This window comes from Pseudomonas sp. RIT-PI-q, assembly GCF_001297125.1.
Taxonomy (GTDB): Bacteria; Pseudomonadota; Gammaproteobacteria; order Pseudomonadales; family Pseudomonadaceae; genus Aquipseudomonas.
Window position 1 is genome coordinate 15,306 of record NZ_LHPC01000045.1, and the last position, 23,077, is coordinate 38,382.

Genomic DNA, 23,077 nt, shown 5'->3' on the forward strand with positions numbered 1-23,077 from the left:
ATGACTTAGACGAGACTGAATCATGGCCCTCGACATCCACGCTCACCGCATCCTGATCCTCGACTTCGGTTCCCAGTACACCCAGCTGATTGCCCGCCGCGTGCGTGAAATCGGTGTGTACTGCGAACTGCATCCGTTCGACATGGATGACGAAGCGATTCGCGAATTCGCTCCAAAAGGCGTCATTCTCGCCGGCGGCCCCGAGTCCGTGCACGTCGCTGACAGCCCGCGCTGCCCGCAAGCGGTGTTCGACCTGGGCGTACCGGTCTTCGGTATCTGCTACGGCATGCAAACCATGGCTGAACAGCTGGGTGGCAAGGTCGAAGGTTCCGAGCTGCGTGAGTTCGGTTACGCCCGTGTCGACGTGGTCGGCAAGAGCCGCCTGCTCGACGGCATCGAAGACCACATCGACGCCGACGGCCTGTTCGGCCTCGACGTGTGGATGAGCCACGGTGACAAGGTCACCAAGATGCCTCAGGAATTCCACATCCTGGCCAGCACCCCGAGCTGCCCGATTGCCGGCATGTTCGACGACGCTCGCGGTTACTACGGCGTGCAGTTCCACCCGGAAGTGACCCACACCAAGCAGGGCGGTCGCATCCTCTCGCGCTTCATCCTCGACATCTGCGGCTGCGAAGCCCTGTGGACGCCTTCGAAAATCGCTGAAGACGCCATCGCCAACATTCGCGCCCAGGTCGGCACCGACAACGTACTGCTCGGCTTGTCCGGCGGTGTCGACTCCTCGGTAGTTGCCGCACTGCTGCACAAAGCCATTGGCGACCAGCTGACCTGCGTCTTCGTCGACAACGGTCTGTTGCGTCTGCACGAAGGCGAGCAGGTGATGGCCATGTTCGCCGAGAACATGGGCGTCAAGGTAATCCGCGCCAACGCTGAAGACCAGTTCCTCGACAATCTGGCAGGCGAGTCCGACCCAGAGAAGAAACGCAAGATCATCGGCCGTACCTTCATCGACGTCTTCGATGCCCAGTCCAACAAACTGGACAACATCAAGTACCTCGCCCAGGGCACCATCTACCCGGACGTGATCGAGTCGGCTGGCGCCAAAAGCGGCAAGGCTCACGTGATCAAGTCGCACCACAACGTGGGTGGCCTGCCGGAAGAAATGAACCTCAAGCTGGTTGAACCCCTGCGCGAGCTGTTCAAGGACGAAGTCCGTCGTCTGGGCCTGGAACTCGGCCTGCCGTACGACATGGTCTACCGTCACCCGTTCCCGGGCCCGGGCCTGGGCGTGCGGATCCTCGGTGAAGTGAAGAAGGAATACGCCGACCTGCTGCGTCGTGCCGACCACATCTTCATCGAAGAACTGCGCAAGGCCGACTGGTATCACAAAGTCAGCCAGGCCTTCGTAGTGTTCCAGCCGGTGAAGTCGGTTGGCGTTGTCGGCGATGGCCGTCGTTACGCCTGGGTCGTGGCCCTGCGTGCCGTGGAAACCATCGACTTCATGACCGCGCGTTGGGCTCATCTGCCTTACGAACTGCTGGAAACCGTCAGCGGCCGGATCATCAATGAAATCGAAGGCATCTCCCGCGTCACCTACGACGTGTCGAGCAAGCCGCCAGCGACCATTGAGTGGGAATGATCCCGCGCCAGCCTTGATGGCTTGAACGTTGCAACAGCAAAAGCCGTGTGAAATCAGATTTCACACGGCTTTTTTGTGGGCGGGTTACAGCGGATTCGACCAACCGCCGAGTGTCATGCCCATTTGATCCAAGCCGTTCAGCAACGCTTTGATGCTCGCGTAGCGCTTGCCACTGACCGACGGCCAGTCCGGACGCTCGATGTAGAAGCGGCCGTTATCGCTTTCGATGAGGGTGCGCACGATGGCATGGCTGCGGCTGCGGTGCACCAGGAAGGTCATGCGCGGTTGCAGTTTCAAGGTGTACATCCCGCGCTGGGGCAAGGCCGCTTCGATTTCCGCCATGGTCTGCGCAGTCCATGGCGTTGCCATTCGCAAGAGCAAATCACCTTTGACCAAGGCGCTGCGATCAAACGCGGTTCCGCCCAGCGGCAGGATTCTTCCCGGGTCAGCCTGGATGCCCACCGGGGCGCCTTCGGCGACATCTTCAACGCGAATGCCGATGGCTTCTTCCAGTTCGCTGACCCCCGCCACGCCTTCAAAGGTGTTGGAGTGGGAGTTGCCCATCAGCGCCACCCATTTATGCGCGCCACGCAGGGCCTGGTCGCTGCGAATGATCGAGCGGGCGAAGTAGTTCATCATTTTCTGCCGCGCCGTGGGCTCAACGGCAGGTTCCAGGGATCCGACCTTCTCCATACCGTTGAGCCGGTAGCTCGCCATGCAATCGATGGCCTGCACACGAATCTTGAAACGGCGCGCCTGTTTGACCAGTTGCAGAAACGTATCGCGCCCCAGCGGGTCGGTCATGTTGCCGACATCGAGCGCGTTGAGGTAGCTCTCAAGGTCTTTCGCCATCGTCCCTGTTTCGAAAAACGTATCCAGCGCCGCTTGATGGAAGTCGGTCAGCAGATGTTCCATGTACAGGGTCTTTACGTTCTTGTTGGCCAGCAGCTCCATGTTTTCGATCAACCACTGTTTGCTGGCGATTGAACTATGGCTTTCGCCAATGACCAGGCCTCGGGCATGTTCGAGGGTTTTCGCGATAATCTCTTTGGCGCTGGCCTCGGGAGCAAGCACCGGGATCGGTGGCCGCGCGGGCAGTTGAAGCTCGGCGTAAAAGTGCACGGCATCGCGGTGCAGGCGTTTTCTGATGGCCTTGAAATCGCGGTAGGGATCGTGCTCGTTGAGGCTGTCGTAGAAGTCGCGCAACGACTCGTCGTCCTGGCCGTTCGCACCGCCTTTCAGTTCGGCCTTCAACGGCTCGGGCATGTCGTACTCCGAGGCGGGCAAGCGTAACAGGGGTGTCTTGCCGCCGCCGTTGAGACCAATCCGGGGCATGGTTTCCCATTCACCTTCGGCGTTCAAGCGTACGGGGATCGAGTCGGAAAAAGCATGGGGATTTTCCGGATCGATGACGGCCCAATGCCCGCCACCGTTGAGTTCGGCTTCCCAGCGCACGTAGTACGGGGCGTGGTCTAGCATGATGGCGGTTGAAGGGTTGGCATTGAGTCGATAGATGCCTCGGAATTTTCCGGGTTCGGTTACCTGTGTTTCGCCTTCAAGCACTTCGTTGGCTTGCCAGTTGGCCGGGATGGTCGGCCGCGGGTTCGCCTGCGCCAGGTCTGGAAGTGCCGGCCAGCCCATTGGCCGCATGCCTTGCGCGATTAATGCCTGTTTCAGTTCTTCGAAGTTATCCACCGTCATGGAATCGTAGGCTGGCCCGAGCGGGGTCTCCAGATTGATCCTTCCACCCGGTGTCGAGCGGATGACACTGTCGGCCATCTGCCCGTCGGCATTGCGATAAACCACCAGCACGCTGCTCCTGTAGCGCTGAAAGGTGAACATCCCCGGTTCCGGCAACAGCGCTCGCAACTCATGCGTGGTTCGGTACGCCCACGGCGTTTCCATCTGCACACGCCAGTCACCTTTGATCAACGCCTGAAGGCTGTCCGGATCGGCCAGTCCTTCGACTTCATAGGCGGGGGCCTGCGGATAGTCGGCGTATTCCATCGCCAGTCCGGGATCGGCGGCGATGGGCTGTGCGACACCGGGTTTTACATCATCGACGCGGACGCTCAGGGCATCGGTCTGTTCGCCGATGCCACGGTAGCCTCTGAACGTCGTCATGTTTTCCCGATCGACCAACGCCACCCAGTTGGCCGGGCCTTTTATCGCTTCGTTGAAGCGGATGACCTGGCTGGCGAAAAAGCTCCTGGCCATTTGCTGATCCGGTTCCGGATCGAGGGCGGTTTTGTTGATGTTGTAGGTCGTCGACATGTCGATGGCCTGAACCCGGATTCGCTGCGCATTGGCCACTTTTACCAGTTGCGTCAGGTTGAATCGGCCGTCGGGATCGTTGCCGGCCTTGATGTCGAGTTTGCGCAGATAGGTTTCCAGCTCTTCGGGCAATTCACCGGTGCGGGCGAAGGTGTCCAGGTCAAGCTGATTAACGTTCGCCAGCAACTCCTGCACGTACAGCGTCTTCACCCCGCGCCGCGCCAGTTCAGGCATGTTTTCGATCAGGAACTGTTTACTGCCGATACTGCCGCGGCTTTCACCGACGATCAGACCCGGTTTTTCCGCGAATGCCGTTTCGAGCAGCTCGGTGGAGGTCGTGACCTGCGCCGCTGGAGACACCGGCAGACGGGGCGTTGGTGGGTTCAGTTGATACCAGGCGTTGGCATCGCGAATCAGGTTGTTGCGAGCGGTTTCCTGACTCAGGTCGAAGCGGCTCATGCTGGTCGTCCTGCCATCGGCGCCCGCCACCGGTCTGACGTCGTCTGCGCCACCGAGCGCCCATGCCCTCATCTCGCTGTCTTCGATTGGCGGTATGTGTGTGCCGGGCGACCGCGCCCATTCCTGGATGACGGGTCCAGCAGCGGGCGGTACGTCCATGCCGCCCTGCAACCCCAGACGCGGGATGACTTCCCACTTGCCTTCGGCGCTCAAGCGCACGGGAATCGAACCGGTGAACGCGTTGGGGTTGGCCGGATCGATAATGGCCCAGTTTCCACGGCCGTTGAGGTCGCTCTCGTAACGCACGTAATAAGCGCTGTCGTTGAGCTTGATCGCGGTGGAAGGGTTGGAGGCGAGTGGGTAAATGCCCTGGAGTTTGCCGGGTTCACGGACCAGCGTGTCATCAGTCAACGGTACGTCAATCTTGAAGTTGTCCGGGACGGATGGGGTGCTGTCGGTGGGTAAACCGGTTGTGATCGGTGTTTGCTCAACGGCTCCCGCCCCGGCGCCTTCGGCCGGTTGCGTCGATCCAAGCAGATCGGCCATCTCCTTGGCTTCAGCGGCGTCAATCTCGGGGCCGACGTCTGCCAGCGAACCCGGTCCCTTGAGGACGAGCAAATTGAACAGCACATCAATGCCGCTGAGCACCGCGCCGAGGACGCCGGCCTTACGTTTTTCGGCCGTTTTTGCATTGACCGCCTGATCGATGTTCAAGCCCAGGTTGGCGATGCTGGCGCCGATCACGGGCAGGGCGACCGGCCAGCCGACGACCGCCATCGGGCCGAAGACTTTCACGCCGGCGCTGAGGTAACCGATCCAGAGTTGCTTGCGCAGATCACCATTGGAGGTCAGCGAGAGTGCGGCCTCGGCGAACATCGCGTCCTTGGTCGAGTCGCGCAGCCAGCTGAAGGCGTCGCCGTTGACGGGCTGGTTTTGCTGGTTGATCAGGTGATGGTCGTATTGGCTCCAAGCGCTGACGAGCTGGCTCAGGAGGTCGTTGATGTTCTCGGCGATGGCCTGACGGTCGGCCAGGGAAAAATGCGTCATGAACGCCCGGCGTGCAGGCGCCTTGTTCATTTGCAACAACATCCAGTAATGCATGTTCGTTGCGGTTTCCATGACCTGAAAGGCATCGGCCTCGCCGGGCAGGTAGACAATCTGCCGGCCCTTGGCGGCGACGAATCGAAGCGCGTTGATCGCGACGTAGCCCGCGACATCCAGGGTGCGAACGCTGCCCGTGCAAGGGTGTTGTGCTTGCAGCATCGGCAGGCTGACGGGCCAAGTCAGCGGGCCGATGACGGCATGGGTGACGAAGTGAAAATCCTCGTCGCTTAACTGGCGTTTGTCCCGCGCCTGCACGGCTTTGATCAGGAAATTGCACTTGGCCAGCGTGCGGAAGTCGCTGCCGGAATCGTTCCAGAAGGCCGTCAGTCGCTCGGTGTACAACGAACTGAAGTCGATGCTCCAGAAGTCTTTCAGCACCTCGTTGCCATGCAGGCGCACTTCGTTGGTTTCATTGAACGTGCCGACGCTCGGGCCCGCGGTGTAGAAGCCCGCATACACGTCCAGTAAATCGGCGTTGTCCTGGTCGCCCACACGAAAGCGCTGGATCACCAGTTGCGTCAGGGTAGTGGTGGCGGTTGGCGTCGCATGGACATGCTCCCAACCGGTGAAGGCTTTCAAGCTACTTTGCGAGGCGTCAAAGCGGTGGAAATACACCTGATCCGGATCAAGGCCGGTGATAGCGTATTTTTTCAGCAAATCGCTGGCGACCTCATGAGCCGTGTCTTGCAGGCTGGGGCAGGTCTGGATGACGCTGGTGGCGATCGCCTTGAGCGCTGCCTTGTCGGCGGCATTGGGCAATGGGCGGGTGTCTGTCGAGTTCATGCACACTCTATCCTTGAGAGATGGGCGGTCGAGATTGGCCCATTTGCTCAAGGAGGGTGCACTACATAGATATGCTTTTTGGCGGTTCGCCAGGGGGTAGTGTCAGCGTCTGGCCACATCCGAAAAGTAGAACTTGTCCAGCGTATGCCGCGACTCGGTGTACTCGAACTGTCGACCGTCCTGGAGGAAGGTCTGGTTGCTGACCACGATCACATGGCTCTGGCCGTCGAGGTCCAGATGTTGCTGGTCGTCTTTGCTGCGGGGCACCGCTTCGATGGTGCGCTGGGCGTAGGCGATCTGTAATTGCAGGGTCTGCTCGATGAAGGCGTAGATCGAGTGTTCGGCGATGTCACGAGACAGGCCGGGGATCACATCGCTGACGAAATGGTTGATGTCGAGGATCACCCGTTTGCCGTCGATCCGCCGCACCCGCTTGATCCGTGTGATCAGGCTGCCTTCTGGCGCCTTGATGTGTTCCAGCAAGGAACCTTCGAGGGGGATTTGGGTGAATTCGACCACGTCGGTACTGACGTCGTTGCCCAGCCGTGGATAGGTCTCCTGGAAACTGACGATGCCGCCGAGCTGGAATTCGATCGGGTTGGTCGACAGTACGAACGTGCCTTTGCCGTGGACTTTCTGGGCGAAGCCGCGCTCCTGAAGTTGCTCGATGGCTTTGCGCACGGTGCCGCGACTGGCCTGATAGCTCTCCATCAATTCGGTTTCGGAAGGCAACCGGGCGCCGCGTTCCAGACGTTCGGTGGTAATGCTGGCAAGCAGATCGCTGTAGATCTGGTTGTATTTACTCATGGGGATGGCTCTGTGCTGCGCTGTACTCAAGGTTTTGAACCTTAAGGGCAGGGTCGGGGTTTGTCCATGGCGTTCGGCTTCTGTAGGAGCGAGCTTGCTCGCGAAGGTCTTGAATGCGCGGCGATCATCCTGTTGGAACGCGTCATCGTTGACGACCTTCGCGAGCAAGCTCGCTCCTACAGGGGAGTGTTGTTATCGGTTGGTGGATAAGCAAAATGAAACTCGTCTGTACGAGTTGTTGCTTTAACTCGTACAGACGAGTATTTTTCGCTTCGGCGTGCTGCCAATAACAAAAAACTACAGCGGAAGATCAAGCATGAGCCACGACTATCCGAATATCGTCACTGAGCTGCTGCAAAGCCTCGGTGGCAGCGACAACCTTGAGCAGGCCGCGCACTGCGTCACGCGCCTGCGCCTGGCCCTCAAGGACCCGAGCCTGGTGCACAGCGCCACCTTGAACCAGATCGATCTGGTCAAAGGCTCGTTCTTCACCGGCGGTTTGTTCCAGGTGGTCATCGGCCCCGGTGAAGTGGAAAAGGTCTACGCCGAACTGCGCCGTCAAACCGGCCTCGCGGCTTCGACCATCGCCGACGTCAAACAAAAAAGCGCCGACAAGATCAACGCCATGCAACGGCTGGTGCGGGTGTTTTCCGACGTGTTCATGCCAATCCTGCCGGCGCTGATCATTGCCGGTCTGCTGATGGGCGTTAACAACCTGATTGGCGCCAAGGGCATGTTCATCGAGGGCCAGACCCTGCTGGACGCCTACCCGAAACTCGACGGGCTGTGGAGCCTGATCAACCTGATGGCCAACACCTCGTTCGTGTTCCTTCCGGCGCTGGTGGGCTGGTCGGCGGCCAAGCGCTTTGGCGGCAGCGAAATCCTCGGCATTGTGCTCGGCCTGATGCTGGTGCACCCGGACCTGCTCAATGCCTGGAACTACGGCAAGGCAGTGGCTGGACTGGAGGGCCAGAGCCTGCCGTACTTCGACATCCTCGGTCTGTTCCAGATCGAGAAGGTTGGTTATCAGGGGCAGATCCTGCCGATCCTGCTGGCGGCCTACGTCATGAGCACCATCGAGAAATGGCTGCGGGCGCGGGTGCCGAATGCGGTGCAATTGCTGGTGGTGCCGATCACCACCATCGTTGTTACCGGCGTGCTGGCGCTGGCCGTGATCGGTCCGGTGACCCGGCACCTGGGGATTCTGATCACCGAAGGCGTGGTCATGCTGTTCGACCTGGCGCCGATGGTCGGCGGGGCGATTTTCGGTTTGCTCTACGCGCCGCTGGTGATCACCGGCATGCACCACATGTTCCTGGCGGTCGACTTGCAGCTGATCTCCACCCAGGGCGGGACGTTCATCTGGCCGATGATCGTCATGTCCAACCTCGCCCAAGGCAGTGCCGCACTGGCGGTGTTCTACATGACGCGCAATGTGCGAGACAAAAGCATGGCCTCGACCTCGGCGATTTCGGCTTACTTCGGCATCACTGAACCGGCGATGTTCGGGGTCAATCTTCGCTACAAATTTCCGTTTTATGCGGCCCTGATCGGCTCGGCGCTGGGTTGCATTTTCCTGTCGCTGAACAAGGTCCAGGCATCGGCGATCGGCGTTGGCGGGTTGCCCGGTTTCATCTCGATCATTCCGCAGTTCATCCCCAGTTTCGTGATCGGGATGATCATCGCCATGGTCGTGCCGTTTGTTTTGACCTGTGGGTTGAGCATGAAGATTGTTCGGCCGGGGTATCGGGTTGCCTGACAGATCGCTTTCGCGGGCAAGCCTCGCTCCTACATTGGAACGCGAAACCCTGTAGGAGCGAGGCTTGCCCGCGAAGAGGCCCGAAGGCCAGCACCAAACTTACTGAAGGAATCCGCCATGCAAGACTGGCAACGCTCGGTGATCTACCAGATCTACCCAAAAAGTTTTCACAGCCACGCCGGCAACCCCACGGGGGATTTGCTCGGTGTCGTCGCCAAGCTCGACTACCTGCACTGGCTGGGTGTCGATTGCCTGTGGATCACCCCGTTCCTGCGTTCGCCCCAGCGCGACAACGGCTATGACATCAGCGATTACTACGCCATCGACCCAAGCTACGGGACCATGGCCGATTGCGAGCTGCTGATCGCCGAGGCCGGCAAGCGCGGGATCAAGTTGATGCTCGATATCGTGGTCAACCACACGTCCATCGAACACACCTGGTTCCAGCAAGCGCGCAGCAGCCTCGACAACCCGTACCGCGACTTCTACATCTGGCGCGACCAGCCGAACAACTGGGAGTCGAAGTTCGGTGGTTCGGCCTGGGAGTACGAAGCCCAGACCGGTCAGTACTTCCTGCACCTGTTCGATCACACCCAGGCCGACCTGAACTGGGACAACCCCAAGGTGCGTGCCGAAGTGTTCAAGATGATGCGTTTCTGGCGCGACAAGGGCGTAGGTGGTTTCCGTCTCGATGTGATCAACCTGATCTCGAAACCGGCGGATTTTCCCGAGGACAACAGCGACGGTCGACGCTTCTATACCGACGGCCCGAACGTCCACGAATACTTGCAGCAAATGCACCGCGAAGTGTTCGAGGGCCATGACCTGATCAACGTCGGCGAGATGTCGTCCACCAGCCTCGACCACTGCATTCGCTACTCGCGGCCGGAGTCGAAAGAGCTGTCGATGACCTTCAACTTCCATCACCTGAAGGTCGATTACCCGAACCTGCAAAAGTGGATTCGCGCCGACTTCGACTTCCTCGAACTCAAGCGCATCCTCTCCGACTGGCAGACCGGCATGCAGGCCGGCGGTGGCTGGAACGCGCTGTTCTGGTGTAACCACGATCAGCCACGTGTGGTCTCGCGTTTTGGCCATGACGGCGAGCATCGGGTGGTTTCGGCGAAGATGCTCGGCACCGCGTTGCACTTCCTCCAGGGCACGCCATTTGTGTACCAGGGCGAAGAACTCGGCATGACCAATCCGGGCTTCGATCACATCGATCAGTACCGCGATGTCGAGACGCTGAACATCTTCCGGCTCAAGCGGGAGGCGGGGGCGAGCGATGCCGACAACATGGCGGCGATCATGCAGAAATCCCGCGACAACGGCCGCACGCCGATGCACTGGAATGCCGAGCCGAACGCCGGTTTCAGCGCTGTCGAGCCGTGGATCGCAGTGCCGGCCAACGCCGCGCAGATCAACGTGGCGACCCAACTCGATGACCCGGATTCGGTGCTGCATCACTACCGTCAATTGATTGCCCTGCGCCGCAGCGAAGCGCTGATGTCCGACGGCGTTTACCGGCAACTGCTGCCCGAGCACAGGCAAATCTGGGCGTATGTCCGTGAAGGCAATGGCGAACGATTGCTGGTGTTGAACAACTTCTACGGCACCGCGTGTGAAGTCCAATTGCCGGATGAAATTATCAACGAAGCGATGGGCCAGCGCGTGGTGATCAGCAACTACCCGGACTGTCCGCCGCGAAATAGGCAGGTCTCTTTACGGCCTTATGAGTCGTTCGTGCTGCACCTGACTCACCACTAAAAAAGCACCGATTTTAAAAAACACGCAGAACGCTGCGCGGGGGAGTTTTGCGCGCCGTTTTTGCCGAATCGCACAATAAAAATAATGGGTGGCTCTTGAAAACAACAATAAATCGCAGCCTTGCCGCCGCGAGTATCTGCCTGGTGTTGCCGTTGTCGGCCCAGGCGCTGGAGTTTGGCGGTTACGTGCGCAGCGGTGTCGGGACTTCGACCAACAGCGGTAAACAGCAGTGTTTTCAATTGCCGGGCGCGCAAACCAAATACCGCTTGGGCAACGAATGCGAGCAGTACGCCGAACTTGAATTGCGCCAGGATCTGTACACCTTGGACGACGGCTCAGTGCTCAGTATCGACGGCATGGCGTCGCTGTATAACCAGTACGACAAAGACCTGACATTCAACGGCGACAACGGCTCGGTGCGGATGCCGCAGCTGTATGCGCAATGGTCGAACATGCCCAGTCTCAACGGCGGTTCGCTGTGGGCCGGTCGGCGTTATTACAAGCGGAACGATATCCACATTTCCGACTTCTACTATTGGAACCAGAGCGCCACCGGCGGCGGTATCGAGGATGTGCTGATCGGCGATCTGAAATACAGCTACGCCTTCTCGCGCAAGGACAACCTGTACCAGAAGGACTACATCAACCGCCACGACTTCAACGTTGCCGGCTTCAACACCAACCCCGGTGGCGCACTGGAATTGGGCCTGAGCTACATCGATAAACCGGACAGCCGCGACGCGCATCGCGGTTGGGCGATCACCACTCAGCATGTGCAAAAGGGTTTTCTGGGCGGCAAGAACAAACTGGCCTTCCAGTACGGCGAAGGCCCCGGCACCGGGTTGGGCTATACCGGTAACGTGAAGCTGGACGACAGCAACAAAAGCTACCGTGTGGTGGAGTTCTTCGACTGGCAAGTGACGCCGCGTTTTGGCGGGCAAATCGAGGCGGTTTACCAGAAAGACATTCGTTCGGACGGTGGCGATCAGAACTGGCTGTCGCTGGGCGTTCGTCCGACTTATGCGATCAGCGAGCAGTTCAAGCTGGTGACCGAACTGGGGCACGATCAGGCGGAGGCCACGGGCGGTACGCGCAAGCTGAGCAAGTTCACGGTTGCACCGACCTGGTCGCCCAAGGGACCGGAATTCTGGCAGCGTCCCGAGGTGCGCCTGTATTACACCTATGCCAGCTGGAACGAGGCGGCCAAACGGGCGGCCAATGAACTGGCAGCGGGTTCGGCGTTGTCCGACACCGGCGCCTTCGGCTCGGCGCGCCACGGTTCGAACGTCGGATTGCAAGTCGAGTATTGGTGGAAATAACCAAACCCCGCAGGAGCTGCCGAAGGCTGCGATCTTTTCTCTTTGGGACACTTGAGTCTCAAGCGCAAGATCAAAAGATCGCAGCCTTCGGCAGCTCCTACAGGGACCGCGAGTCTTTTATAAAGAACAAAACAGCAGGTGACGTCATGGCCACACCCCAACAATTGCAACTGCTCGCGCCTTTGTCCGGCGTACTGATGCCACTGGACCTGGTGCCGGATCCGGTGTTTTCCAGCCGCGTGATCGGTGACGGTCTGTGCATCGACCCGACCTCGCAAACCCTGTGCGCGCCGCTGGCCGGGGTGATCAGCAATGTGCAGGCCAGCGGGCATGCCGTCAGCATTACCGACGACAACGGCGTGCAGGTGTTGATGCACATTGGATTGGACACGGTGAACCTGGCCGGTAAGGGATTTACCCGGTTGGTCGAGGAAGGTCAGCGGGTAGAGGCAGGTCAGGCGCTGATCGAGTTCGATGCCGATTACCTCGCCTTGCATGCGCGCAGCCTGTTGACCTTGATGCTGGTGGTCAGTGGTGAGCCGTTTACCTGGTTGATGCCTGAAACGGGTGGAGTGGAAAGCGGCCAGCCGCTGCTGAGCCTGAATCCTGCCGGGCAGACAACCGATGAGCCGGTGCTGGAGGAAGGCGAGGCGCTGTTCTCCAAACCGGTGACGCTGACCAATCCGAATGGCTTGCACGCGCGTCCAGCGGCGGCGTTCGCGCCAGCGGCGAAAGGTTTTTCGGCGAGTATTTATCTGCATAAACAGCAGGACAGCGCCAACGCCAAATCCCTGGTGGCGATCATGGCGCTGCAGACGGCGCAGGGTGACGTCGTGCAAGTCAGCGCGGCGGGGCTGGATGCCGATGCTGCGATCACGACGCTGGCGCAGTTGCTGGTGGATGGCTGTGGCGAAACCGTGACGGTGGTGGCTGATGTGGTGTCGGTCGAGGCCTCGACGCTGACGGTGCTGCGTGGGGTGTGTGCCTCGGCGGGGTCGGCGTTTGGTCAGGTGGTACAGATTACCGAGACGAAGCTCGAAGTGAGTGAACTCGGGACTGGTCCACAGATTGAGCGCGAGCATCTGTCTCGCGCGTTGGCCGAGGCGCTGCTGGCCTTGCAGCACTTGCGCGACAACGCCACCAGTGATGCTCAGGCAGACATCTTCAAGGCGCATCAAGAACTGCTCGAAGACCCGAGCTTGCTGGATCAGGCCGAGGCGCTGATCAGTGAAGGTAAAAGCGCCGGGTTTGCCTGGCGGGCGGCGACCGAAGCGACGTCTGCACTGTTCAAGAGCCTGGGCAGCCCGTTGCTGGCGGAGCGCGCGGCAGACCTCGCCGACGTCGGCCAGCGGGTGCTCAAGCTGATCCTCGGGGTGGAGGATCGGGTGATGGCCTTACCAGACGGCGCCATCCTGATTGCCGAACAACTGACACCGTCGCAGACCGCCGGCCTCGATACCCGCAAGGTGCTGGGGTTCGCCACGGTCGCTGGCGGCGCCACCAGCCACGTCGCGATTCTCGCTCGGGCCGCAGGCTTGCCGGCGATCTGTGGTTTGCCGGCTCAGGTGTTGGCGCTGGCGGACGGCACGCGGGTTTTGCTCGACGCCGATAAGGGCGAGCTGAATCTGGAGCCGGACCTGGCGGCCATTGAGCAGCTGCAAGCCAATCGCCAGTTGCGACAGAAGCGCCACCAACACGAACTCGCGCATGCCGCGCTTGCCGCCTGTACCCGCGACGGTCATCACGTCGAGGTGACGGCCAACGTCGCTTCGCTGAGCGAAGCCGAGCAGGCCATGACCCTGGGCGGTGAGGGCGTCGGCCTGTTGCGCTCGGAGTTTCTTTATCTGGATCGCCACCACGCGCCGAGTCATGACGAACAAGCCTCCACCTACAGCGCCATCGCCCGCGCACTGGGGCCGGCTCGCAGTCTGGTGGTACGCACGCTGGATGTCGGGGGCGATAAACCGTTGGCCTACGTGCCGATGGCCAGCGAAGCCACCCCGTTCCTCGGCATGCGCGGGATTCGCTTGGGCCTGGAACGCCCGCAGCTGTTGCGTGATCAGTTCAAGGCGATCCTCAGCAGCGCCGGCCTGGCCCGTCTGCACATCATGCTGCCGATGGTTACGCAGCTGTCGGAGCTGCGACTGGCGCGGCAGATGCTGGAAGAGGAAGCGCTGGCACTGGGCCTGAATGAACTGCCGAAACTGGGAATCATGATCGAAGTGCCGGCAGCGGCGTTGATGGCCGATCTGTTTGCGCCAGAGGTGGATTTCTTCTCCATCGGCACCAACGACCTGACGCAATACACCCTGGCCATGGACCGCGATCATCCGCGCCTGGCCAGTCAGGCCGACAGCTTTCACCCCTCGGTGCTGCGACTGATCGCCGGCACCGTGAAGGCGGCGCATGCCCATGGCAAATGGGTCGGCGTGTGTGGCGCCATGGCCTCCGAGACGCTGGCGGTGCCGCTGTTGCTCGGACTTGGGGTCGATGAACTGTCGGTGAGCGTGCCGTTGATTCCGGCCGTCAAAGCGGCGGTTCGCGAAGTGGATCTGCTGGATTGCCAGGCCATCGCCCAGCAGGTGCTGGGGCTGGAAAGTGCCGAGCAAGTGCGCGAGGCCTTGCGCCTGTATCACCAGGCGACCGTCGATACTTCACTGGTTCTGGAGAACTGAGCATGTTCGAGAAAATGCAGCGGGCGTTCTGGAAAGCGTTGACGCCAGATCTGGTGGTGGATGAGCCGAAGGTGGTGGTTCAGGCGGTTTCCGGTCTGGCGCCAGATGTCGTGGCGGCGTTGGGCGGTGTGGATAATCTCAAGTCGCAGCAACCTGTAGCGCTGACTCGAGTGCGGGTGGAGTTGCGCGATGTGGGGCGGATGGATCGGCAAGCGTTGACGGCGGCGGGGGGGGCGGGCGTCATGACGCTGGACGATGGGGTGGTGCACCTGATCACAGGCCTGTAGGAGCGAGCTCGCTCGCGAAAGACGTTAACGATAACGCGTTCATCCTGAATGAACGCGTTGCTTTCCAGACCTTCGCGAGCGAGCTCGCTCCTACAAGGGCATCGGCAACCATGGATCGACTGTGACCAGTCGCCGCGCCGCCCTTACTGTTTCTCAACCGCAGGTGTATCGTATTCGCCTTTTGCAGGCCACGTGCCTGGTGCTGATACGTGAGGTAGTTGAGTTCATGTCCTTTACCCGTCGACAAATACTCGGTGGTCTGGCCGGTCTTGTGGTGGTTGGCGTGGGGGCCGGTGGCGCGTCGCGTTACTGGCTGGGCAAGAGGGCCGACGCGGACGCCGGTCACGACTACGAGCTGATCGCCGCACCGCTGGACGTCGAACTGGTGCCCGGGCACAAGACCGAAGCCTGGGCCTTCGGTCCATCGGCCCCCGGCACCGAATTGCGCGTGCGTCAGGGTGAATGGCTGCGAGTGCGCTTCATCAACCACCTGCCGGTTGCCACCACCATTCACTGGCACGGCATTCGCCTGCCGCTGGAAATGGACGGCGTGCCCTACGTCTCGCAGCTTCCGGTGCTGCCGGGCGAATACTTCGACTACAAATTCCGCGTGCCCGATGCCGGCAGCTACTGGTATCACCCGCATGTGAACAGCAGCGAAGAACTCGGCCGTGGCCTGGTCGGCCCGTTGATCATCGAAGAGCGCGAGCCGACCGGTTTCAAGTACGAAAAAACCTTGAGCCTCAAGAGCTGGCACGTCGATGAAGAGGGCGCGTTCGTCGCGTTCAGCATTCCGCGTGAAGCGGCCCGTGGCGGCACGGCGGGACGACTGTCGACCATCAATGGTGTCGCGCAAGCGGTGATCGACTTGCCCGCCGGGCAGATCACCCGTGTGCGCCTGCTCAACCTCGACAACACCCTGACCTATCGCCTGAACATCCCCGGCGTCGAAGCGCAGATCTACGCGCTGGACGGCAACCCCATCGAGCCGCGCCCGCTGGGCAAGGAATACTGGCTGGGCCCCGGCATGCGCATCTGCCTGGCGATCAAGGCGCCGCCGGCCGGTGAAGAGCTATCCTTGCGCAACGGCCCGGTGCGCGTGGGCACGTTCCGCTCCGTGGCGAACAGCGACGCACCGACCCAGTGGCCGCCCGCGCTGCCCGCCAACCCGGTGGCCGAGCCGGACCTGGCCAATGCCGAGAAACTCAACTTCAATTTTGAATGGGTGGGCTCGGTATCGGTCAACGTCGACAACGGCAAGCCGCCGAGCCTGTGGCAGATCAACGGCAAGGCCTGGGACATCACCGACAAGACCTGCGCCGACCGGCCAATTGCCAAGCTTGAGAAGGGCAAGAGCTACATTTTCGAATTGAAGAACATGACTCAGTACCAGCACCCGATCCACTTGCACGGCATGAGCTTCAAGGTCATCGCCTCGAACCGGCACAAGGTCATTCCGTACTTCACCGACACCTACCTGCTGGGCAAGAACGAGCGCGCACAAGTGGCGCTGGTGGCGGATAACCCAGGAATCTGGATGTTCCATTGCCATGTGATCGACCACATGGAAACCGGCCTGATGGCCGCTATCGAGGTGGCGTGATGCGGCAGATCCGCCCGACGGCAATCATCGACCGCAGCCGCGATCGTGACTTTATGCGCGAAGCGCTGGCCCTGGCCGCCCAAGGTGCGGCGCTTGGCGAAGTGCCGGTGGGCGCGGTGCTGGTGCAGGACGGGGAAATCATCGGTCGGGGCTTCAATTGCCCGATCAGCGGCAATGACCCGAGCGCCCATGCCGAGATGGTCGCGATCCGCGCTGCTTCGCAAGCCGTCAGCAATTATCGGCTGCCCGGCAGCACGCTGTACGTGACGCTTGAGCCGTGCAGCATGTGCGCCGGGTTGATCGTGCATTCGCGGGTTGCGCGGGTGGTGTATGGCGCGCTGGAGCCGAAAGCCGGGATTGTGCAGAGTCAGGGGCAGTTTTTTACCCAGGGCTTTTTGAATCACCGGGTGTTGTTTGAAGGCGGGGTGTTGGCGGAAGAGTGTGGCGCGGTGCTCAGTGAATTCTTCAAGGCCCGACGCGCCAAACCCACAGAATAAACACCACCCCCTGTGGGAGCGGGCTTGCCCGCGATAGCGGTGGGTCAGTCGACATCACTGTTTGGTCGTTGACGCCATCGCGGGCAAGCCCGCTCCCACAGGTTTATCGGTGTCTGGGAGATCGGGGTTTACTTGCGGGCCACGATCACTGCGCGCATCGGCGCCGGCAGGCCTTCAATCGTCTTGCTGTGATCTTCGGGATCAAGGAAATCGCTCAGCGATTGATATTTCATCCACTCCGTCCCGCGCTGTTCTTCGACGGTGGTCACGCTGACGTCCACACAGCGAACATCGGTGAACCCGGCGCGACGCAGCCACAATTCCAGAGCCGGCACCGACGGCAGGAACCACACGTTACGCATCTGCGCATAGCGGTCTTCCGGCACCAATACCTGCTGCTGATCGCCTTCGATCACCAGCGTCTCCAGCACCAGTTCCCCACCCTTGACCAGGCAGTCCTTCAGCGCCAGCAAATGCTCGATCGGCGAGCGGCGGTGATAGAAAACGCCCATGGAAAACACCGTGTCGAAGCCTTCCATGTTCGGCGGCAAGTCTTCGAAAGGAAACGGCAGGTGCCAGGCATTGGGCTCGGACAGGTAGCGCTGCACCGCCTGGAACTGGCAGAAAAACAGCCAGTTCGGGTCGACGCCGATCACACTGTCGGCACCGGCGCCGAGCATGCGCCACATGTAATAACCGTTGCCGCAGCCGACATCGAGGATGCGTTTGCCCTTCAAGTCCAGATGCGGCGCGACCCGCGACCACTTCCAGTCCGAACGCCATTCGGTGTCGACATGCACGCCGAACAGGTCGAACGGCCCCTTGCGCCACGGCGACAAGCCCATCAGCGCGGCACGCATCTGCACCCGGGTTTCAGCGTCGCAGTCGGTGTCCAGCGTCAGGCCATTGAGCAGATCGACTTCAGTCGGCTGAATCTTCGGCAACGCGTCCAGCGCACTCTGCCAGCGCTCCAGGTCGCCGTGACCTTTTTCCATTTTCTTGTCGAGTTGCGCTTGCAGGGTGTTGGCCCAGTCGGCCAGCGGAGTACCGGCCAAACGACGGGCGAGGGGAGACAGATCAATCATGGCAAGGCAATCAACGAGGCAAAGTTAAGACACTGGAACCACGGCACGACTTTCGAGAACCCGGCCGCCAACAGGCGCTCGCGGTGTTCTTCGAGGCTGTCGGGCTTCATGACGTTTTCGATGGCGCTGCGCTTCTGGGCGATTTCCAGCTCGCTGTAGCCGTTGGCGCGTTTGAAGGCCACGTGCAAGTCGGTGAGCAGCGCGTGTTCTTCAGGGTCGTTGAAGCGCAGTTTTTCCGAGAGGATCAACGCGCCGCCGGGCAGCAACGACTGGCGGATGCGCGACAACAACGCCGTGCGCTGCTCCGGGGCGATGAATTGCAGGGTGAAGTTCAGCGCTACCACCGAGGCCGGCTGGAACTCGAGGGCGAGGATGTCGCCTTCGATCACTTCGACCGGCAGCAACTCCTGGAACATCGAATCCTGACCGTTGAGGTACTCGCGGCAGCGTTCGACCATCGCCGCCGAGTTATCCACAGCGATGACGCGGCAACCGTCGGTGCGCACGTGCCGGCGCAAGGCCTGGGTCACGGCGCCCAGCGACGAACCGAGGTCGTAGAGCACGCTGTTGGGCTGGGCGAACTGCGCGGCGAGCACGCCGAGGTTTTCGACGATGGTCGGATAACCGGGCACCGAGCGCTTGATCATGTCCGGGAACACCCGCACCACGTCCTCATTGAAGGCGAAGTCAGGCACCTGGGCCAGAGGCTGGGCGAAAAGGCGATCGGGTTCTTTGCTCACGGCAGTTCCAGCGGCTTCGGTTGAAAAGGCCGGCATTTTAGCCAACTTGGCGCGTGGATGCGCGGGTTGTCTGATAAACCGCCGGGCAGGCCCTGAATCTTCGCCGTCAGAGATATCGCTATCGCGGGCAAGCCCGCTCCCACAGGTTCAGCGCAGTTCGTGTGGGAGCGGGCTTGCCCGCGATGGGTTCAGCGCGGTTTCGGACCGAACGCTGACGCCGTGATGCCCCATTGCCCCAGCCAGTAACTGAGGATGATCACATACGGCGCAGCCTCGAACGGCACGACAAAGCGGCTGATGCCAATCACGCTGTCGGAAAACACAAACGCCACCGCACCGGCCGCCGCCAGCAGCGCCGAGCGCTTGGGCACGTCGGTGCCAAGCCGGGCCAACGCCCTCCAGAGCATCGCGCTGATCGCCAGACCGTAGACGATCACCGGAATCAGCAACGGCCCCAGCCCGTGGGAAATCAGGATCCCCAGCAGCACGGCACCGACGCCGAGCGCGATAATCAGCGGCAACACTGCCAATCGCCGACAATCGCTCAAATAGGCCTTCAGATACGCCAGATGAGCGACGAGAAACGCCCCGAGACCGAACACGAACAAATCTTGCGGAAACGCCAGCAGCACGTCCCCCAGCAGGGAGAACATCAATCCAAGGCTGATCCAGCGTCGATATTCGTTGGGCGGTGCGTCGTGCAGCCAGCCGAGCAGCGCCAGAACCGGCAGCGGCTTCACCATCAGGCACAGCAGCGTGGCGTGCACGCTGAGGCCGTAAAGGAAGGTCACCGCGCCCATCAGCGCCAGAATCAGCCAGCCCACGATCAGTTGACCGAGATCGCGCAGTCGAAGGTTTCCACCGGCAACACTTCCGGCGCCCAGGGCTGTTGGGACGTCAGGCGCAAACGCCCGGTTCCGGTAGCGAAGGCCTGGAAGCGCCAGGTCGAGATCCCGGCCGCACCGACCACGCCGGCATCTTCAGGGTTGCTGTAGACCTCGGGGCTGAGTGCGCGCAAGACGCCGCCGGCCGAATCCTGGATCGCCCAGCGGTAACCCGTGGTCGGGTTGCTGGGCAGGGTCAGGATCAGGTTTTGCCCGTTGTGCAGTTTCGCCGGGCATTCGCTTTGTTTTTCCACGGTCACGTTCTGTTTCGGTTGCGTGGCGCAGGCGGCCAGCAGGGCGAGGCTGAAGGGGACGAACAGGCGGGTGGGGGACATAAGATCAGCGGCTCCGGCATTCACGACGAACGGCGAGCATAACTGAAGATGAGACAAATTGTGACAGCCGCCGGGGTCGGCGTTGTGAGTGCCGACGTCATCGCGGGCAAGCCCGCTCCCACAGTGATTGAGCGTGTACACAAATTTTGTGTTCGACTCAATTCCCTGTGGGAGCGGGCTTGCCCGCGATGGCGATCGAATGGACGCTACTTCACTTTCAGAAAAGAATCTTCGCCACATCCGCAAAACGCTTGGCGAAATGCACGGTAATCCCCTCTTTCAGGTATTCCGGCAACTCCTCAAAGCTCCCACGGTTAGGCTCCGGCAGGATCAATTCGAAAATCTTCTGCCGCCGCGCCGCGATCACTTTCTCACGCACCCCGCCAATCGGCAGGACATGCCCGGTCAGGGTCAATTCACCGGTCATCGCCACGCCTTTTTTCGGCGGCTGGTTACGCGCCAGGGACAGCAGGGCACTGGCCATGGTCACGCCGGCGCTCGGGCCGTCTTTCGGCGTCGCGCCTTCCGGGACGTGCAAGTGCACGAAGGCTTCGTCGAAGAACTTCGGATCACCGCCAAACGACTTCAGATTGGAGCTGACGTAGCTGTAGGCGATTTCCGCCGATTCCTTCATCACATCACCCAGTTGCCCGGTGAGTTTGAAGCCACGGTTCAACGTGTGGATGCGCGTCGCTTCGATCGGCAGGGTCGCGCCGCCCATGCTGGTCCACGCCAGGCCGGTAATCACGCCGGTGCCGGACAGCACTTGCTCGTTGCGGAACACCGGATGCCCGAGGGAGGCTTCGAGGTCTTTCGGGCCGAGTTTGATCACGGCTTTTGGCTCGTCGATCAGCTTCACGACAGCCTTGCGAACCAGTTTGCCCAGTTGTTTTTCCAGCTGGCGCACGCCGGCTTCACGAGCGTAACCGTCGATCAACGCTTTGAGGGCGCTGTCGCTGATGCTCAGGCTGCCTTTCGACACACCGGCCTTTTCAAGTTGCTTGGGCCACAGGTGACGTTTGGCGATGGCGATTTTTTCTTCAGTGATGTAACCCGACAGGCGGATCACTTCCATCCGGTCCAGCAACGGGCCGGGGATCGAGTCCAGGGTGTTGGCGGTGCAGATGAACAGCACTTTCGACAGGTCCAGACGCAGGTCCAGATAGTGGTCGAGGAATTCGACGTTCTGCTCCGGGTCGAGGGTTTCCAGCAGCGCCGAGGCCGGGTCGCCCTGGTAGCTCTGGCCCATCTTGTCGATCTCGTCGAGCATGATCACCGGGTTCATCACTTCGACGTCTTTCAACGCCTGCACCAGTTTGCCCGGCTGCGCGCCGATGTACGTGCGGCGGTGGCCCTTGATCTCGGCTTCGTCGCGCATGCCGCCGAGGCTGAAGCGGTAGAACGGCCGGCCCAGCGATTCGGCGATGGATTTGCCGACGCTGGTTTTACCCACGCCCGGCGGGCCCACAAGCAGCACGATGGAGCCGCTGATCTCGCCTTTGTAGGCACCGACCGCGAGGAATTCGAGGATGCGGTCCTTGATGTCGTCGAGGCCGGCGTGGTGTTTGTCCAGCACCTTGCGCGCGTGTTTGAGGTCGAGTTTGTCCTCGCCATACACGCCCCACGGCACCGAGGTCGCCCAGTCGAGGTAGTTGCGGGTGACCGCGTACTCCGGCGAACCGGTCTCGAGGATCGACAGCTTGTTCATTTCCTCTTCGATGCGTTTTTGCGCCTGGGCGGGCAACACTTTGCCTTCCAGACGTTGTTCGAATTGTTCGATGTCGGCGCTGCGGTCGTCCTTGGTCAGGCCCAGCTCTTGCTGGATGACTTTGAGCTGTTCCTTAAGGAAGAACTCGCGCTGATGCTCGCCGATTTTGCGGTTAACTTCGGCGGAAATCTCTTTTTGCAGGCGCGCGACTTCGACTTCCTTGCGCAGCATCGGCAGGACTTTTTCCATGCGCTTGAGCATGGGCACGCAGTCGAGCACTTCTTGCAGCTCGTTGCCGGTGGCGGAGGTCAGGGCGGCGGCGAAGTCGGTCAGTGGCGATGGGTCGTTGGGGCTGAAGCGGTTGAGGTAGTTTTTCAGCTCTTCGCTGTACAGCGGGTTGAGCGGCAGCAGTTCCTTGATCGCGTTGATCAGCGCCATGCCGTAGGCCTTGACCTCGTCGGTCGGCTCGGTGGGCTGGTGCGGGTATTCGACTTCCACCAGGTACGGTGGGCGATGGTGCTTGAGCCAGGTGCGAATGCGCACGCGGGTCAGGCCTTGGGCGACGAATTGCAGTTTGCCGTTTTCGCGGCTGGCGTGATGGACCTTGACCAGCGTGCCGTAGAGCGGCAGTGCCGAGGTGTCGAAGTGGCGCGGGTCTTCCTGGGGCGTGTCCATGTAGAACAGGGCCAGGGAGTGGTGGTCGGATTTGCTCACCAGGTCGAGGGTTTCGGCCCAGGGTTCTTCGTTGACGATGACCGGCAGCACTTGGGCCGGGAAGAACGGGCGGTTGTGGATCGGGATGATGTAGACCTTGTCCGGCAGGTTCTGGCCTGGCAGGGCGAGGCCTTTGCCGGTGGAGTGGTGTTCGGCGTTCTCTGGGTCGGCGTATTCGCTCGGGTCTTCAGGGAATTCTTGCTGGTCGCTCATGGGGCACCTGCGCAATGGGGTATGGGTCTTAGATGGGGCAGGTGGGGGGTGGTTTCAATGGTAGGCGATATTTCCGGGTGTGTGTTCAGGGTTTGGACAGCTCTTGGCGGCCTTCGGGCCGACCATTTTCTTGGGTGATTGTGTACATATCCGTTTTTGCGGTGAAGGCTGCTATTGGTTCCGCCCTTACGGCGGGTCACTTGGAAAAGCCCCAAGTAACCAAGGGCTCTTGCCCCTTTCGTTCGGTGCCTCGCTGTGGCTCGGCATGCCCTCGCTCCGGTCCTGCTCCGTGGGCCCGCCGCCATCGGCCATCCATGGCCGGGGGCGGCTAACCCGGCATCCATGCCGGGTTGCCCACTGCGCAGAACCTGCGCTCGGCCTTACGATATAGGTTGTCCGTTCCTTCCTCTTCCATACTTCGGTGTCTGGAAGTCAGTGTTGATCTAAGGAAGGAACATGCACCT

General features: G+C 60.9%; 15 protein-coding genes. 8 read left to right on the top strand and 7 right to left on the bottom strand.

Annotation, left to right across the window (positions count from 1 at the left end; translation table 11 throughout):
• Nucleotides 1-22: 22 nt before the first annotated feature.
• Nucleotides 23-1,600 (top strand): glutamine-hydrolyzing GMP synthase, encoded by a 1,578-nt coding sequence (guaA, locus tag AEQ67_RS24300; RefSeq protein WP_059406339.1) that lies wholly within the window; start codon nt 23-25, stop codon nt 1,598-1,600.
• Nucleotides 1,601-1,684: 84 nt separating this feature from the next.
• Here the strand turns inward: guaA and AEQ67_RS24305 are convergent, their stop codons facing one another.
• Nucleotides 1,685-6,220, bottom strand: a complete 4,536-nt coding sequence (locus AEQ67_RS24305) for a membrane-targeted effector domain-containing toxin (protein ID WP_059406340.1) — start codon at nt 6,218-6,220, stop codon at nt 1,685-1,687.
• 102 nt (nt 6,221-6,322) lie between these two features.
• The gene (gene treR / locus AEQ67_RS24310) at nt 6,323-7,027 is read right to left on the bottom strand and encodes a trehalose operon repressor (RefSeq protein ID WP_059406341.1); all 705 of its coding nucleotides are present in this window, start codon (nt 7,025-7,027) and stop codon (nt 6,323-6,325) included.
• 316 nt (nt 7,028-7,343) lie between these two features.
• Here treR and treP point away from each other — a divergent pair, with 316 nt between their 5' ends.
• From treP to tadA, 7 genes are all read left to right on the top strand, one after another.
• A complete protein-coding gene (gene treP / locus AEQ67_RS24315; RefSeq protein WP_059406342.1) occupies nt 7,344-8,786 on the top strand; it encodes a PTS system trehalose-specific EIIBC component in 1,443 nt (480 codons plus the stop codon).
• Nucleotides 8,787-8,903: 117 nt separating this feature from the next.
• Nucleotides 8,904-10,553: an alpha,alpha-phosphotrehalase gene (gene treC / locus AEQ67_RS24320; protein ID WP_059406343.1), complete on the top strand. Its 1,650-nt coding sequence runs from the start codon at nt 8,904-8,906 to the stop codon at nt 10,551-10,553.
• 95 nt (nt 10,554-10,648) lie between these two features.
• Complete coding sequence (locus AEQ67_RS24325) at nt 10,649-11,872, top strand: maltoporin (RefSeq protein WP_059406344.1); 1,224 nt, start codon at nt 10,649-10,651, stop codon at nt 11,870-11,872.
• 146 nt (nt 11,873-12,018) lie between these two features.
• Nucleotides 12,019-14,547, top strand: a complete 2,529-nt coding sequence (gene ptsP, locus AEQ67_RS24330; protein WP_059406345.1) for a phosphoenolpyruvate--protein phosphotransferase — start codon at nt 12,019-12,021, stop codon at nt 14,545-14,547.
• 2 nt (nt 14,548-14,549) lie between these two features.
• A complete protein-coding gene (locus AEQ67_RS24335) occupies nt 14,550-14,834 on the top strand; it encodes a PTS transporter subunit EIIB (protein WP_059406346.1) in 285 nt (94 codons plus the stop codon).
• 226 nt (nt 14,835-15,060) lie between these two features.
• Entirely contained in the window at nt 15,061-16,437 is a 1,377-nt protein-coding gene (locus AEQ67_RS24340; protein ID WP_059406352.1) for a multicopper oxidase family protein, read from the top strand.
• On the top strand, nt 16,437-16,934 hold the full coding sequence (tadA, locus tag AEQ67_RS24345; RefSeq protein WP_059406347.1) for a tRNA adenosine(34) deaminase TadA: 498 nt from the start codon (nt 16,437-16,439) through the stop codon (nt 16,932-16,934). The genes AEQ67_RS24340 and tadA overlap by 1 nt, the downstream gene beginning before the upstream one ends.
• Before the next feature lie 128 nt (nt 16,935-17,062).
• Here the strand turns inward: tadA and cmoB are convergent, their stop codons facing one another.
• The 5 genes from cmoB to lon all read right to left on the bottom strand — a co-directional run bounded on the left by cmoB (nt 17,063) and on the right by lon (nt 22,613).
• Nucleotides 17,063-18,019, bottom strand: coding sequence for a tRNA 5-methoxyuridine(34)/uridine 5-oxyacetic acid(34) synthase CmoB (cmoB, locus tag AEQ67_RS24350; protein WP_059406348.1), 957 nt, complete (start codon nt 18,017-18,019; stop codon nt 17,063-17,065).
• Entirely contained in the window at nt 18,016-18,795 is a 780-nt protein-coding gene (cmoA, locus tag AEQ67_RS24355; RefSeq protein ID WP_177333681.1) for a carboxy-S-adenosyl-L-methionine synthase CmoA, read from the bottom strand. The genes cmoB and cmoA overlap by 4 nt, the downstream gene beginning before the upstream one ends.
• A gap of 152 nt (nt 18,796-18,947) precedes the next feature.
• The gene (locus AEQ67_RS24360; protein WP_059406349.1) at nt 18,948-19,583 is read right to left on the bottom strand and encodes a lysoplasmalogenase; all 636 of its coding nucleotides are present in this window, start codon (nt 19,581-19,583) and stop codon (nt 18,948-18,950) included.
• A gap of 2 nt (nt 19,584-19,585) precedes the next feature.
• Nucleotides 19,586-19,978 (bottom strand): protease inhibitor I42 family protein, encoded by a 393-nt coding sequence (locus tag AEQ67_RS24365; protein ID WP_059406350.1) that lies wholly within the window; start codon nt 19,976-19,978, stop codon nt 19,586-19,588.
• A gap of 217 nt (nt 19,979-20,195) precedes the next feature.
• Nucleotides 20,196-22,613 carry an endopeptidase La gene (gene lon, locus AEQ67_RS24370; protein ID WP_059406351.1) on the bottom strand — a complete coding sequence of 806 codons (2,418 nt, stop codon included), beginning with the start codon at nt 22,611-22,613 and terminating at the stop codon, nt 20,196-20,198.
• Nucleotides 22,614-23,077: the final 464 nt, after the last annotated feature.